This is a genomic window from Pseudoalteromonas sp. MSK9-3 (assembly GCF_003590335.1).
In the GTDB taxonomy this organism is placed as follows: Bacteria; Pseudomonadota; Gammaproteobacteria; order Enterobacterales; family Alteromonadaceae; genus Pseudoalteromonas.
This window is the reverse complement of record NZ_MIET01000055.1, coordinates 13645-28771: the sequence shown is the minus strand read 5'-3', so window position 1 is coordinate 28771 and position 15127 is coordinate 13645. Positions and strand designations below refer to the sequence as shown.

12 protein-coding genes are annotated in these 15127 nt (G+C 42.9%); 5 read left to right on the top strand and 7 right to left on the bottom strand.

Annotated elements, in window-relative coordinates; genetic code table 11:
* Positions 1-36 precede the first annotated feature (36 nt).
* Both BGP78_RS20310 and BGP78_RS20305 read left to right on the top strand, forming a co-directional pair.
* Positions 37-1410: a sigma-54 dependent transcriptional regulator gene (locus BGP78_RS20310; RefSeq protein WP_119863110.1), complete on the top strand. Its 1374-nt coding sequence runs from the start codon at positions 37-39 to the stop codon at positions 1408-1410.
* Between the two features lie 4 nt (positions 1411-1414).
* The gene (locus BGP78_RS20305) at positions 1415-2680 is read left to right on the top strand and encodes a PAS domain-containing sensor histidine kinase (RefSeq protein ID WP_182912344.1); all 1266 of its coding nucleotides are present in this window, start codon (positions 1415-1417) and stop codon (positions 2678-2680) included.
* 9 nt (positions 2681-2689) lie between these two features.
* Here the strand turns inward: BGP78_RS20305 and BGP78_RS20300 are convergent, their stop codons facing one another.
* Entirely contained in the window at positions 2690-3304 is a 615-nt protein-coding gene (locus BGP78_RS20300) for a PQ-loop repeat-containing protein (protein WP_119863108.1), read from the bottom strand.
* Positions 3305-3540: 236 nt separating this feature from the next.
* Here BGP78_RS20300 and BGP78_RS20295 point away from each other — a divergent pair, with 236 nt between their 5' ends.
* Both BGP78_RS20295 and BGP78_RS20290 read left to right on the top strand, forming a co-directional pair.
* The gene (locus BGP78_RS20295; protein WP_119863107.1) at positions 3541-4695 is read left to right on the top strand and encodes a lipopolysaccharide assembly protein LapB; all 1155 of its coding nucleotides are present in this window, start codon (positions 3541-3543) and stop codon (positions 4693-4695) included.
* A gap of 101 nt (positions 4696-4796) precedes the next feature.
* The gene (locus BGP78_RS20290; protein ID WP_119863106.1) at positions 4797-6572 is read left to right on the top strand and encodes a pre-peptidase C-terminal domain-containing protein; all 1776 of its coding nucleotides are present in this window, start codon (positions 4797-4799) and stop codon (positions 6570-6572) included.
* A gap of 73 nt (positions 6573-6645) precedes the next feature.
* Here BGP78_RS20290 and BGP78_RS20285 read toward each other — a convergent pair whose 3' ends face one another.
* From BGP78_RS20285 to BGP78_RS20260, 6 genes are all read right to left on the bottom strand, one after another.
* A complete protein-coding gene (locus BGP78_RS20285; RefSeq protein WP_119863105.1) occupies positions 6646-8511 on the bottom strand; it encodes a hypothetical protein in 1866 nt (621 codons plus the stop codon).
* On the bottom strand, positions 8462-9496 hold the full coding sequence (locus BGP78_RS20280; RefSeq protein ID WP_147386106.1) for a hypothetical protein: 1035 nt from the start codon (positions 9494-9496) through the stop codon (positions 8462-8464). Before BGP78_RS20280 ends, BGP78_RS20285 begins: the two co-directional genes overlap by 50 nt.
* A gap of 89 nt (positions 9497-9585) precedes the next feature.
* A complete protein-coding gene (locus tag BGP78_RS20275) occupies positions 9586-9831 on the bottom strand; it encodes a hypothetical protein (protein ID WP_119863103.1) in 246 nt (81 codons plus the stop codon).
* 29 nt (positions 9832-9860) lie between these two features.
* Complete coding sequence (locus BGP78_RS20270) at positions 9861-11141, bottom strand: PAS domain-containing sensor histidine kinase (protein ID WP_182912343.1); 1281 nt, start codon at positions 11139-11141, stop codon at positions 9861-9863.
* Positions 11134-12486 carry a sigma-54 dependent transcriptional regulator gene (locus tag BGP78_RS20265; RefSeq protein WP_119863101.1) on the bottom strand — a complete coding sequence of 451 codons (1353 nt, stop codon included), beginning with the start codon at positions 12484-12486 and terminating at the stop codon, positions 11134-11136. The genes BGP78_RS20270 and BGP78_RS20265 overlap by 8 nt, the downstream gene beginning before the upstream one ends.
* A gap of 60 nt (positions 12487-12546) precedes the next feature.
* On the bottom strand, positions 12547-13398 hold the full coding sequence (locus BGP78_RS20260; RefSeq protein WP_119863100.1) for a D-hexose-6-phosphate mutarotase: 852 nt from the start codon (positions 13396-13398) through the stop codon (positions 12547-12549).
* A 395-nt stretch (positions 13399-13793) separates the two neighbouring features.
* Between BGP78_RS20260 and BGP78_RS20255 the strand changes: the two genes are divergently transcribed.
* Positions 13794-15023 carry a porin gene (locus BGP78_RS20255; RefSeq protein ID WP_119863099.1) on the top strand — a complete coding sequence of 410 codons (1230 nt, stop codon included), beginning with the start codon at positions 13794-13796 and terminating at the stop codon, positions 15021-15023.
* Positions 15024-15127: the final 104 nt, after the last annotated feature.

Here is a 15127-nt window from a genome sequence, read left to right as displayed (position 1 = left end):
AGGATGAGGCAGCACGAGCTGCCTCGGTTAATTGCTATGACACAACAGTCTATACTGATAGTCGACGATAACGATGATATTCGATTTGCCCTATCACTTTTGCTTTCACAAGCAGGTTACAGAGTCATAGAAGCAGACAGTCCCGCACAATGTCTGCAATTATTATCACGGTTAACACCCTCTTTGATCCTACTTGATATGAATTTCAGTCGAGATACCACCTCAGGTAATGAAGGACTAGAGTTACTTGGCGACATCACCCCAAAGCATATCCCAGTTATGCTCATGACCGCTTGGGCAAACATAGAGTTAGCCGTTAAAGGACTGCAATTGGGCGCAAAAGATTTTATTGAAAAGCCGTGGCGTAAAGAGAAACTATTAAGCCAAGTATCGACGCATATTGCCGCAGCCAATCAGGCCGAAACCACTCAATGTCCGGCACAAGGTGAGTCTGCGAACACGATGCAATGGGTCGCAACCTCTCCCGTAATGCAGCAATTAGAACAACTTTTACAGCAACTCGCCCCCACTGATGCCAATCTCCTCATTTTAGGCGAAAACGGGACTGGTAAATCACAACTCGCCAACCGTATTCACCAATTGAGCTTACGGCATGCGCAGTCACTCATCTCTCTCAATATGGGTGCATTAACTGAAACACTTTTTGAAAGTGAGCTATTCGGTCATCATAAAGGCGCGTTTACTGACGCGAAACAAGATCGTACCGGCGCCTTTAGTCGAGCACATAACAGTACTTTATTTATGGATGAAATTGGTACTTTACCCCTGCATTTACAACCTAAACTGCTGCAAGTATTAGAAACAGGCGAATTTATGCCACTAGGGGCAAATAAAAGTGAGCAAGCAAATGTCCGCTTAATAGCAGCAACCAATCAGGACCTAAATGCCGCCATCTCCGCAGGGCAATTTAGGCAAGACCTATATTACCGCTTAAATACCTTTGTTATTACCTTACCGGCTTTGCGCGAGCGCAGTGACGATATCATTCCTCTGGCCAATCACTTTATTACGCACTTTGCCACTAAATATAACAAAACACCGCCCAAACTAAGTCAATCGGCCAGTCGTTTGCTGCTTGAGCATAACTGGCCCGGCAACGTACGTGAATTAGGCCATGTGATTGAGCGAGCTGTGTTAATTTGCGCGCATGAACAAATCGACATCGCGCATATTTTAATAGATAACCCGGCCTCAACTAACACACAAGCGCAACATCCCGTTCCTGATCTCACCCTCGCGGCCCTTGAAAAACAACGCATCATTGACGTACTAACAGAACACAATGAACATATCAGTGCTTCAGCTAAAGCACTTGGCATATCTCGTAATGCGCTCTATCGTAGACTCGAGAAGTATCAACTCGAACGTTATATTGATGATAATGAATGACGCGATGAAACTGAACAAGGTGAGTCATAAGCATAAATTTATTACGACACTCAGCGCCGTTATTCTATGTATATTGTCGCTCAGTACAATATTGATCCAGCAAAGTTTTAACGATCCATTACTGACTTTAACGCTCAATATAATCATAAGTTACCTGTCAATATACGCTGCCTATCACATCTATCGGAGCTGGCATGAACCCATTGCACAACTTCAAGCTTTTGTACACGCAAAACAGCATGGGCAGTCAAATGTCAGCTTAGAGTTTCAGGATGCGAGTAACCCGCTCGCTCAGCTAAGTCGTCAAATCGAACAGGCTTTTCAGCATAACGCAAGATCTGCACATACCACTTTTTCACACATTCCCACTGTACTTGATAGCCTATTTCAACACTGGCCACAACCTGTGGCTTTATTTGATAAAAATAATCGCCTCACCTTTTTTAATCACCCAATGCACCAACACCTTAGTGTGCCTTTACTGCGAGATATGACATTAGCTGAATGCGGCTTTAACATCACCAACATACATTGCCAACACCTCGAATTTAAAAAAGACTGGCAACTAAATTGTTATCAATTGGGAGAAAGTGAACACACGTTGATCATTGCTAACTTTATTGGTGCGCAACTTCAAGACGCAAAAAGAGCGTCGCAGGCGGATATTATTCGCGTACTATCTCATGAGCTGAACAACTCTTTAACACCTATGGCCTCTATGGCGGATACTCTACTCAGCTTTGAGGCTCTGCCTGAACAACAAACTAAACAGGCACTTTCACGTATAAAATCTCGCAGTGAATCACTGCTTAGCTTTATTAACGCATACGGATCACTGAGCCGCTTACCAACACCCGCTCCTCGTCATTTTGATATGCATAAATTAATCATGGCTAATGCCAATGAACAAGGTGTTATCATCCGTTATGGTGGTGAAAAAAGTTGTTATGCGGATCCGCTCTTATTTGAGCAGCTCATAATTAACTTATTGAAAAACGCCCGAGAAGCGAGCAACGAACAAACACTCGTCATGCTGCAAAGTCAGTGTAGTGGGAAGAGCCATGTTATCGAGTTTATCGATAATGGCCCCGGTTTTGCTAATTTGGAGAACGCGTTAAACCCCTTATACACCACCAAAGCCAATGGTCATGGATTAGGCCTCGCGTTGTGCAACGATATAGTCCAGTTACATGGCGGAAAAATCACCTTATATAACGTAGAAGCAGGTGCATGCATCAAAATTACCATTCCCCTGAGCCGCGACAACTAAAGGCCGCACTTATGCCACAGCAGGGCGGCGACGATAATATGAAATGCATCCCATTTGAGCTGCATTAGTCAATAAAATCATCACAAAAGTCATCAAATGTGCCACACTGACCTGCGCCATATTCAGCTCTGCTGATAAACCGACCACCCCAGCTAAAAACTGCAAACTAAAGTAACCGACACTGAGGTTTGCGACATCTTTGCTTTTTATGGTTTTATAAGTCTGAGGCATCACCCGAAGTGAACTCATGATCAAACCAACAAATGTCAACCACGTAAATAACTCTGCAGCAGCCACCAACGGACTTAATAACAAAAAAAACGGTAACACGGATAAGCCTAGCATCATCGCTAACTGTCGGCGCTGCTGTGAGCAAGCGTTATAACGAACAAAATAATACAATATCAGTGAACTTAACATGCCGGTCACCAAAAATGGCAACATCATAAATAACCTATCAAAAAACACGTTATAAGCGATAAAATAGCTGCTTTGTGCCACCCCAAAACTCATCATCAACAAGGATAACCCCGACACACTGCGATTTTTGCGGATTTTTTTGACCAGCGGCAAAAAGCTAAACATTAATATCAACGATGAAAGAATAGGCAAATAGATGGCCAATGCAACACACTCCAGTTACTTTTTTGTAAATAGGTAAACGCGACGTAATTTAAAAACAAAACTTGTAAAACAAACAGTTGTGAAAATAAATTGAAGATGTGCATTTTAATCACACAGTGGCACATTGCAATAAAAGCAATAAAAAACAATTAATGAGACGCAAAGAAACCATTACACTTGCCGAGATCTATAGAACGCGATAAATTGATAAGCACATGTGTGATGGGAATAATAAAATGAAACAGATACTATTTATCATGGGGTTAGCTTTTCTTTCTGGCTGTACAACGACAAAGAAAATCCCCACAGTCCCTATAGATCCAGTCTCGCTATTTAATCATACTTTGTTTAATTCTCAGCCCACTCCACAAGTCAAAGACATCTTTAATCTTCCTGTGACCGAGCAAAATAAGTTTTTTGCTTATCACCAAAACGCCCTTAAACAAGGGGTGCGACAAGATCGTGTCATATCTGCGTACTTAGAAAGTAAGCTCAATAGCTTTTCATATGATGGCGCGACCTTATCAGCAACACAAACCCTTAACCAAGATCAAGGTAACTGTATTAGCCTCGCTATATTAACGCAGGCTTACGCCAACTTAATTGGCATAGAAACAAGCTTTAGAGAAGTCGCCTCCATACCAGTCTATAAAATGTCGGGTCAAACTTTACTTATTTCGAACCATTTCAACACCAAGCTACTGGCTCCTACTGAAAAGGAAGAAGGTTGGATCAGTGCTATCCGTCCCGGCACAGTGATTGATTATTTTCCAGCGCAAGATATTTACTTCGTAGATACCGCAACAGTTAATGATCTCACAGCAAAATTTTACGCTAACCATGCTGCTGACGCACTCTTAAACAAACGTTTCAATGAGAGCTATTCATATATAATTCAAGCATTTAAAAATATAAAAGATGATCCTGAACTAATTAATATAGCCGCTATCTTACACCGTAGAGCAGGCGACTCAGAGACAGCAAAACAACTCTTTGAGTTTGCTTTAACACATAATTTAGTAAGTACTAATTTACTGACTAGCTACGCTGCTTTAGCACAAGAAAATAGTAACTATACGCTGGTAACTAAGCTGGAAAATATGACTAATCAGATAGCTAAAACCCCGTTTGATATTATTTCTATTGCACAAAAAGCGATTCATAAAAAGCAGTACACCAAGGCAGAAAAGCTGCTCAGTGAGCTCTCTAACGAATACTCTTATTTACCAGAGCCTTACTTTGAGTTAGCAAAACTTTATTACCTTAAAAACGAATTAGTACAATCAAAAGCATATTTATCTAAAGCGCTCAGTAAAGCCGAAGACCAAAAGAAATTAGGTATTTACCAAGCTAAACTGTCAACTTTAGAGCAAATAACACACAAAAAGTAACCGCAAAGTAAACAAAAGCACTTTACAGTTAACATTTTAATAACTATGTTGGTTGTGTTCGAATTTTCGACAAACGACAACTACATGTAAAGGAAATTAAAATGAAAGTGCGTTACTTACTCCCCTTAATAGGCTCAGTATCACTAACTGCAATGGCACAGGCGCCGCTCACTGAAGCGCAAATGCTTAAATATACCAACAAAACAAGCGAAGCCATTATTGGTGCGAAAGCCGAAACCAATATTGTGCTTACAACAAAGGCAGGGTCATTTAAGCAAACCATCTCTCACCCTGATGCAAGTTACATCAAACTGCATTTCAAAGATCTCGATCTTAAAGGCGGTGGTAAACTCATCGTGAGAAACCTCGACAGTAGCGAACGCTATGAATACACGCTCGCGGATATGAATAAAGCCACACTAGATACCGAAGCGGGCGATAATGGCGTGAGTTCATTCTCCGCCATGTCTATTTCTAGTGATACTGTGGTCGTTGAATATACAGCAGGTACGAGTAAGCAAGCGCCGACCATAGATCATTACTACTATGGTACAGAGAATGAGGTCAGTATATTAGGCGGGCCGGATACAGGCACTCAATCAACATGCGGTGTTAATGAACGTAAAGATGTACAATGTTGGGCAAACTCTCACCCTGTAGAATTTGAACGTAGTCGCCCCGTTGCTCGCCTCGTGATTGGCGGTCGTAGCCTATGTACCGGGTGGCGTGTTGGTGCAGATAATAATATGTTTACCAATAATCACTGTGTCGAGTCGGCTGCGGAGCTTGCCTCGACTGAAGTTTGGTTTAACTATCAAAATACCAGCTGTAATGGCTCAACCAAAGAAACCGTCGTTAAAGTGACCGGTAAAGACTTTTTCAAAACTGACTACACATTAGATTACACCTTATTTTCAATTAACGATTTCGCAAAAGCGGCACCATTTGGTTACTTCGGATTAGATACGCGCGACGCCACACAAGGTGAACGTATTTATATTCCACAGCATGGTTCGGGTAACCCTAAAGAGCTGTCAATTGAATCAGATCAAGATAGCAATAGTCTATGCCAAGTCAATGAACCAAATGCCAACGGCCGTGGCACAGGTACTGATTTAGGATACTACTGTGACACCATTGGTGGTTCATCAGGTTCTCCAGTATTAGCAGCCGCGACAAATAATGTAATCGCATTACATCATTTAGGTGGATGTACCAATAAAGGTGCAAAGATCAGTCGAATTTGGCCACAAGTAGCCAGCCATTTCAACAACCAAGTGCCCGTTGGTGATAATGGACCAGGCGACAGGTTGCCAACAGCAAGCTTCTCCTTTAACTGCTCAGCGCTCAATTGCACATTTGATGGTGCGGCATCAAGCACACCGAATGGTTCAATTAGCCAATATGAATGGCAGTTTGGTGATAGTAGTAACAATGGCTTTGGTGTTAACTCAACACATGCCTATCAAGCTATTGGCGACTACACTGTCTCTTTGACTGTGACAGACTCAGCAGGCAATCAGGCAACCACCAGCAAATCTATATCTGTAAATGATGGTACAGACCCCGCTCAGCTACAAAAAGGGGTTGCAAAAACAAGTTTACAGGGCAGTTATCGTTCAGAAACCTTTTACTATATCGACGTCCCTGCTGGCGCCTCGAACATCAACTTTGTGATCTCTGGCGGAACGGGTGATGCTGATCTGTATGTAAGAAAAGATCAAAAACCAACCACATCTAATTATGCATGTCGTCCGTATAGAAATGGCAATAGTGAAACATGTACGGTCAACCAAGGTGCTGGTCGATATCATGTGATGTTAAGAGCTTATAGAACATTTAGTGGTGTGTCTTTAAAAGCCGACTATACTAATTAATTAACCTATTTCTACCTCCAAGTTAAATGAAGACTTAGGGCGGCCTCACTCGAAGGCTGCCCTTTTATCAGGGCTACCGTAAGTCATACCAAATACCTAACCACGCACTATTTTCATCATTAAGCGATGTGCCAGATAGTCGGCTTAACCCCATATCAACACGTAAATTGCTCACGCCAGCAGGGGCAAACTTACCAAGCCAACTGCCTTTTTCTATCTTCGTTGATAAGCGTAATCCATAACTATGGCCAATAAGTTGTCTGTCTAAATGATATTGATGATAATAAAGCCACGGCCTATTCGCGCGCCAAGTAACCCCACCACCAAACTGTTGGTAATGTGATCCGCGAAGACCCGCCATACTAAGCTCAGGGATAAACAGCGTATTCACATGGCTATTATTGTCTGCGATAGGTGACTCCAATCCCCCTAACGCCATAAACACATTGTGTCTTTGCTGATATTTACCTGAAATATACCAAGGGAAAGTATCCACACGGCCAAATAGCCGTGCTGAGAGGTCATAGCCTTGCCATGATTGCTCGCCGCTTTTACCCTGTAACCAATGCCATGACATGTGACTGCCAAATGCCACGCTCTGTCGGTCTTCAAACCACCGGTGTGACAGAGCAAACCGTGACCAACGCAGATCATCTCGCTCAACGTCAGTACGCTCATCACCCAATTGGCCAGCAAAATGGGTATCTAGTCGCCAATGTTCTGCCTGATAACTCGTGCCAGCTTGCAAAAAAATGCCACGCCGTCTCTGACTGTGTTTACCATGATGCTGCGATCGGTTCGGTGCAGAAAAACGTGTATCAAATACTTTAGCGTGCCAATTGGCATATTGGCCAACATAACGTAAGTCAGAAAATCGACCCGATAATGCATCACCCGCAAGGTCTTGCGTCACACCAACCTGCCAACTCAGTAAATCTAATAAATCAGACCCGGTAATACCCACATGCAACAATGAACGCCCTATACTGTGATATTGCCCACCTACTGCCAGTGATGTTGACTGTCGCCATATATCATAAGGCTGGCTCGGCAATGGCGTATGATGGCGCTCAGCTTTAGGTAATAGTACGCCAGTGGATGAGGCTCGCGGCATAGGTGTAAAGCGGCTAATCGCATTCACCTCAGGTGTATTGCCAATATTAAAAACGCGTAGTTGTGTGCCTTGAGCCGTTTTTGCTAAAAACAGTAAGCGCTCTTTGCTTAGATAAAGTGGATATGTAAATACATACTGCCCATCGGTCAGTTTATATAATGTGTGTAACTCAAAATCATAACGGTAAATATCAAGCAACCCCGCCCGCCCCGCAACAAAAGTGATGGAGCGACCAGCCATATCCCACTGAGGTTGTGCTAAATACTGATACCCTTGTGGCATAGGGATCAACGTCTCTAAACCATCGACCAAATCACGCACAACCAGCTGCCAATTACTGTTTGCCTTCACCCGTAAATAAGCTAGCTTGTCATCAGAGCGGTTGAGTACAGGGTGATCGTAAACTGTACCTAACTCTCTGTGTGTAATGGCCTTAACATGATTCGTTCCGAGGGTGATCTCAACTAACTGAGAGTAACCAAACTGTACTTGTTCAGCATAAATTTTCTGGGCTCTTTGGCTTAAGGTAAAGCGCCTAATTCGGGCATTTTCAGTTAGCTGAGTGATTTTACCCGTTGATAAAGACCAGCTAAATAACGCTCCCGAAAAGATCATCGCGTGCGCTGTATCTCGCACTGAAGAAACAAATAAAAGCGTATCATTTCCCTGCCAATGCGGGTAACGGACCCCTCTTTGACCACGCGCTGGAAGACTAAAAAGCCGCTCTTTAGGGAAAACTTCAGGTACAGTGTCAGCAATATCATTTGGGTCTATTTCAAGCAGCTGTTTTTGTTGTGCGACAAACTTTTTTTTTTGCCTCGGCATTGTCGCTCGTCGAGTACACATTCAAATGCGAGCGGCCTTGCGCATCGCGCTCAATGACTGCTAATAACCGTTTATCTGGCGACAATGCTGGACTGTGTACACTAAATTTGGTCGTCGTCCACAGAGTATCATTCAATGGAGCTCGTTTCGCAGCAACCTGCATAGTTTGATAAGTGTATTCCGCCGTAAAGCGCTGATACAAAACAGCCGCAGAAAGGTTAAATATGCCTTGGAAAGCGTCTTCAAAATCACGCTTTTTAACTGCTTGCATTCGGGTCCACACCGCATCTAACTTTTGCTCAGAATACGTTGATTCTAACCATGCTAAAAATCGTGCACCGAGTAAATATGCCATTGAGTCAGATAGGTAGCGGTTATCTCCTCCGTTCAACTGAGCATACGTTGGCAGTGCACCTTGACGAGCAAACTCCCTAATAATGGCTTCACTATAATTATCAAAGAGCCGGCCACGGCCTGTTATTTTCGATTCTAATAAGGTTGCGTACCCCTCAGCAACCCAACGCGGCATCATCGCAGAGGTTAAATCATAGATATCTGATATATCTCGTATTAATTGCCGAAACCGATGACGTGTTGGCTGGGATAGGTGCACCAAATGGACATATTCATGCAGTATCAGTAACTGTAACCAGCTGTGGTGATTGGAAATAACCGTATCAGATTGAGGAGGAGTGGTAAAAAGCGCCATCAGCGGGTTGTCTGTACTGGGTAAAGCAAACCCATTGGCACCATGATATGGGTCAAATACCACGACATCTGCAACGCTGGGTAAACTACGATTCTGCTGTACTAAAACAATATCACGAACAATTTCTAACTCTTGCGCTGCGGCCTGCGCCCACGCTTGATGTCCTTTGGTGTAATGCACATTGAAGTGTTCGGTCTGTATGGTTTCCCAATGCGGTGCTCCCCAACACAACCATGAACAACAACACACATATAGTCCAGCTAGCAATCGCAACATAACTCATCCGCAAAAGGCATCTTATGTTTAGTATTGCAAACTTTGCCTACTTTTCTCGGTGTATCATGAACATTAATATAGATTAGGTATTAACTTGGATTAGCAACAGGATTCGCTAACGACACAAACAAACTCAATATGCCTGCAGAAATAATTAACACACACATAGCAAGTAAGGCGCTCAGGCCTGCATAATACATAGCGGATGCCAATAAGGATGCGGCACACCACACACCAACACGATGTAACCAACGGCTGAATGTGTTACTTGCCTTCACATTGATAAGAACAGCTACCACTAATAATAACGCTAACAAACACAGTATCACTAACATATTAACCTCCTTTTCAACTTCATTATATGCTAATGAGAATTATTATCAACTGGTATGGGTAATATAATCGTTACTCGCGCACCTTGTACGGTGTTTTCTAATAAGAGTTCACCGTTATGTTGTTCAATAATATTTCGGCTCAGTGTTAGGCCAATTCCTTGCCCCGTATGTTTTGTAGTATAAAATGGCGTAAAAACATTATCTAAGTTCGCAAATCCAGCCCCATAGTCACGGATTGAAATAACCACTTTTTCTTGAGAGTAAGCACTTGATAATACTATATCAGTGTGTGGCTGCTGTTGAGATTCAATGGCATTTTTACACACATTAATCAAAACTTGCTGCAATAGTTGTTGATCTGCCATACACCGAGGTGCCCGACAGTCTAGTTTAAAGCGTTGCTCTGGGAAAAGCTGCATAACATGGTCAAAAACAGGCTGTAGTGCTATCACACTTGGCGACACCTCCAAGTGTTCACTTGCCTTAGCATATCGTCCGACAAACGACTGTAAATGCTCGCAACGCTGCTTTATAACATGTAATGCTTGGCTGTCTCTATGTACCGTCATTTTACCACTTAAGCTTTGGGCCAATGAGCTAACAGGTGTCAGAGAATTATTAATTTCATGACTTATAACTCTGATCAACTGCTGCCATGCCTGCAATTCATTCTCTCTTAACCGTTGCCGTATATTCGATGCAATTAATAGTACATATTGCCCTTCACGCTCTTTAAATTCACTACTATGTAACTGCCAATGCCGCGCTAAATTACGATTAGTAAATTGCCAGAGGTCATTTTTACAAGTTAATTGTAACGTGTCGAGTGACGCTCCTTTCATCGTTTGCCAAGGTTGGTGGTACAAATGCTCAAACGCATTATTTGAATAGCTTAACGAGTGGTCCTGATCAAAAACCATTACGGGCATATCGAGTTTGTCTATCAACTGATAGATAATAAAAATTTGACTGTTATAGCGGCTTTTATGACGGTGTAAATGCTCACTGAGTGCTACTAACTGCTGTTCAAAAAGCGCCACCTCGCCGCTTTCATACTGGGCCTTAATTTGTTGATTAAAGTCTTCTGCAAAAATCGCTTCTAGTTGCCAGTTGGCTCGTGCCAATACCTGCATCAGCTGTATTTTTTGACGTCGGTACCCAAGCAACAATACGATAGCGAATAATAAACAACTCACCACCAGCCAAACTGGTGATAAACCAAGTTGCCATAAACTGATCATCAATAAAATGAGTATGCCAAGGCTAAGTAAGCCAATATAACGGGCTTGTCGTTGCTCAAAATTAGCCATGATCTTTAAGACCATACTTTTCAATACGCCGATATAATGACGACTTAGTGAGCCCTAACCGTTGTGCCGCATCACCAATATGACCATCACACTGATTTAAGATGAACACGATATGGCTTTTTTCAATATCTGCTAACGTCTTCGCCTCGTTTACAGTGTGCTCTAGTTGAGGGTCGACTAATCGCAGTTGGCAATCTGTGGCTTTAATTGCGGGTTGTTCACTTAATAACAAAGCGCGTTCCATAACATGACTCACTTCACGCACATTGCCAGGCCAAGTGTAATGCCGTAATTTGGTTTTCGCACACTCAGCCAATAATTTCACGGGCAGCCCGTAGCGCTGCGCATGGACAGCTAACATATACTGTGCAAATGGGAGGATATCATCTCGTCGATCATAAAAACGAGGCACCGAGAAATTAAACGTATTAATACGGTAAAATAAGTCAGTCCTAAATGCTGCTTGCGCCATTGCTCGGTCAAAATCAATATTACTGGCACAAATAAGTCGAATATCCGTTTGCTCGGTCACACTGCTGCCCACTTGCTCATACTCTCCAGATTCAAGTACTCTCAGCAACTTAGCTTGCAACGATATGTCCAACGTACCAATTTCATCTAAGAACAACGTCCCTTGTCGCGCCATGGCAAAGCGACCTTCACGCGCTGATTTAGCGTCAGTAAACGCCCCCTTCACGTGGCCAAACATTTCACTTTCAAACAGGCTGCTACTTAATGAGCCCATATTTACGCTCACCCAAGGCCCTGTCCGACGTGCTGACAATTGATGTACCGACTGCGCTATATGGCTTTTTCCAACCCCACTTGGGCCCGTAAGCAAGATAGTCGCATTGGTAGATGCTACTTTTTGTAATTGCTGTTCTAGGGCTTTCATACATTGACTTTGCCATTGATACGGCGCATCAGTATGTGGCTCACTCTCCGGCTTAGACGCATTGTCTTTTTGTTTTGACATCAGTTTGAACTGATCAACAATCGACGCCAATAAGCTTTCATTTTGCCAAGGCTTTTCTATGAAATCGCACGCTCCCAATTGCATCGCTTCAACAGCAAGGTTTACACTCGACCAGCCAGTCAAACATATCACTGCTCTATCAGGGTAATGTATACTCAGCCAACGTAAAAATGCTAACCCTTCCTCACCTGAAGTGGTATCTCGGCTAAAATTCATATCTAACAGAATTAACTGAATGGATTTTACTGATAACAGTTGTTTTGCACACTCGGGGGTGTCGGCTTCAAGCACCGAATAGCCGTGATCTTCCAATAAATAGACCGCACTTAAACGTACTTCAGGGTTGTCATCAATAATGAGCACAGACATATCGTATCCTTGCAGTAAATGATTCTCTACAAGAATACGATAATCAAAATGAAATGGGTATTAGATCCAACGCAGACGCGTGGTCAAAGTGTGACTTTCTCCGGGCTGCACCGTAATGGCATCATCCATCACATTGGCCGCCTCTAAACATAGCATCGACAAGTACTCATCATCTTTAAAGTTACTTAAACGCTGCGACTTTTCTATCCACGGATTCCATAGTACGCATGACTGTGAATTTTCTCGCGCAACTTCTATGCGGCCTTTTGGTGTGTTTATCACTTGTATTGCGGGGGCTTGGGTGTACACCATGTCAGTTTCTCGGGCAAAATGCACCACGTCGTTTTGTGCAAAAGGCCCTTCGCCAAATTCAATATACTGCGACCCTTGCAACCCTTCTACAGATGTTTCACTGATGTCTGAGGTTGGAAAATAAGTATGTAAAGCCTGAGTGAGCGTAAAGGCTTGTTGCCCTAAATTGGTGTTGGTTAAGCGTACTTCAATACTTTCTCCAAACACAAAAGTCACTTCTAATTTTGACTGGTGTGGCCAATACGTCTCATCAACCAACGTCATCGGAAGCGATAAACGCACTTCAATATGTGTGTCATGTTCAATCACTTCCTCTGCACGCCAAACCAACTTTCTAGCAACACCATGGATAGGCCAATCAGCGTCGCTATGCACACCAAACCAAGGCCAGCAAATAGGGATCCCACCGCGCACGGCTTTTCCTTCTACGTAATCTTCATCAGCTGACACCCAGATCAAATTATCTTGGCCTTTAGGCGTAAACTCCGTTAGCTGCGCCCCTTGTAAAAAAACCTTACCATGACACAACGCGCTATCGACTTGTATATACTCAAGGCCGCTCTCGGTACGCTGGATAGACACTGATGCTGAAAGATCCATACTTCACCTTATTTAAGTGTTGAAATTCATGAGCTAGGTTACCTAATTTACGCGTACTGAGTAAATAAATAACCGCGAATATGAAGCATCTTCATATACCTGACTGTAAACATACTCTCCCGAACGAGTGTATGATCACTCTATAACCACTTTTCACGGGTACCTTTGATATAGCGCATACAATGTGTCTTCTTTCACTAAACTACCCGCTTTATATGACATCTAAATAACGCCCTATGTGATCTTAAACGCTAACAACGAGACCCCTCCAAATAACTTAAGCCACAACAAAAAATTACTTGAGAATCAAATATTACAAATATGTTATTAGAATCCATATACGAAATGGTCTACCCTAATAGCACTACCATTGACAACTTCATTGAATAATAACCATGTTAAAATGCACTGCGCTCGCCCTAGCTACAGGACTACTCTCACTGCCAACTTTGGCGAATAATGACGAATTAGCCCAATTAAAACAACAACTAGCAAAACTACAGCAGCAAATACAAAGAATTGAAGAAGAAGCAATAAAAGCGAAACAACCCCAACCAAGCGCCACGTCAGGCGTTAAAGTAGGTGGCGCGGTTAGAACCAACTACAGTCATACATCTTATAATGACGGCAATAAAAATCGCGGTGGTGATTTTGATTTTGATCTGCTCCGTATCAACTTTTCTGGTGATATCGGCGACGTTGCACTAAACGCTGAAATACGCTTCTTTGATTACATGACCGCGGTAAAATATGCTTACGCTGCCTATAACTTTGCAGAGGACTGGCAAGTGCAAGCGGGGATCACCAAAGTCCCTTTTGGTAATTGGCCGTACAATTCTCATAACTACTTTTTTAGTACCAATTATTATATTGGCTTAGAAGACGATCATGACTTAGGCGTATTATTTCAACGTAAATTAACTGACAATTGGCAGTTAGACCTCGGCTTCTTTAAAAATGATGAACTAGGTGGTGTTGACGGCTACGTTGATGACCGGGCAGATCGCTATTCATATGACGTTGTTGGCTATCGCCAAGGCTCTGAAGGTATTTACGATACCCCAACTAAATCAATTGGTGAATACAATACTTTTGCTGCGCGCTATGGATATCATATCCAACATGCTGGCGGCTCTACAGAAGTTGGATTTTCTGGGCAAATTGGTGGATTACATGACGGCACTGAGCGTGTCGGGGACAGTCTCGCGTGGGCACTACATTTAAACAGCAATATTGGACCTTGGAACCTGCAACTACAGCACGGTGAATACGATCATGATATTGACGGTGCAGATCGTATGGCCGTTGGAGCATATGCGTTTTACGACAGTATTGCAGCGCAAGCCACCACCTCGAGTGCCAACATTGCTTACAGTCTCCCCGTAAAATGGGGCGCAATAACCGGACTGCAATTTTACAATGACTTTGGCATTATTTATGACAAATCAGACGCCAGTGAAGACACTTGGATGAATGTGACCGGCGTGTCTGTTGCTGCCGGAGGGTTGTTTACTTACTTTGATTTAGTACATGCCAAAAACCAACCTTTCGTTGGTGGTTCTATCGCTGGAGATAGCACCGACACTGAGCGACGTTTTAACATCAATATTGGCTACTATTTTTAGTAATACACATTAGTTAGCGCCAGATATTACGGTCGCACAAGGGTTTCTGTGCGACCGACTCTCAATTAAAAAAATTTCATCAACTGCTAGTCTATTTATGCACT

Coding starts and splice junctions, on each gene's coding strand:
- BGP78_RS20310 (WP_119863110.1), top strand. CDS start 37: ATGACACAACAGTCTATACTGATAGTCGACGATAACGATGATATTCGA.
- BGP78_RS20305 (WP_182912344.1), top strand. CDS start 1,415: ATGAAACTGAACAAGGTGAGTCATAAGCATAAATTTATTACGACACTC.
- BGP78_RS20295 (WP_119863107.1), top strand. CDS start 3,541: ATGAAACAGATACTATTTATCATGGGGTTAGCTTTTCTTTCTGGCTGT.
- BGP78_RS20290 (WP_119863106.1), top strand. CDS start 4,797: ATGAAAGTGCGTTACTTACTCCCCTTAATAGGCTCAGTATCACTAACT.
- BGP78_RS20285 (WP_119863105.1), bottom strand. CDS start 8,511: ATGCCGAGGCAAAAAAAAAAGTTTGTCGCACAACAAAAACAGCTGCTT.
- BGP78_RS20280 (WP_147386106.1), bottom strand. CDS start 9,496: ATGTTGCGATTGCTAGCTGGACTATATGTGTGTTGTTGTTCATGGTTG.
- BGP78_RS20275 (WP_119863103.1), bottom strand. CDS start 9,831: ATGTTAGTGATACTGTGTTTGTTAGCGTTATTATTAGTGGTAGCTGTT.
- BGP78_RS20270 (WP_182912343.1), bottom strand. CDS start 11,141: ATGGCTAATTTTGAGCAACGACAAGCCCGTTATATTGGCTTACTTAGC.
- BGP78_RS20265 (WP_119863101.1), bottom strand. CDS start 12,486: ATGTCTGTGCTCATTATTGATGACAACCCTGAAGTACGTTTAAGTGCG.
- BGP78_RS20260 (WP_119863100.1), bottom strand. CDS start 13,398: ATGGATCTTTCAGCATCAGTGTCTATCCAGCGTACCGAGAGCGGCCTT.
- BGP78_RS20255 (WP_119863099.1), top strand. CDS start 13,794: ATGTTAAAATGCACTGCGCTCGCCCTAGCTACAGGACTACTCTCACTG.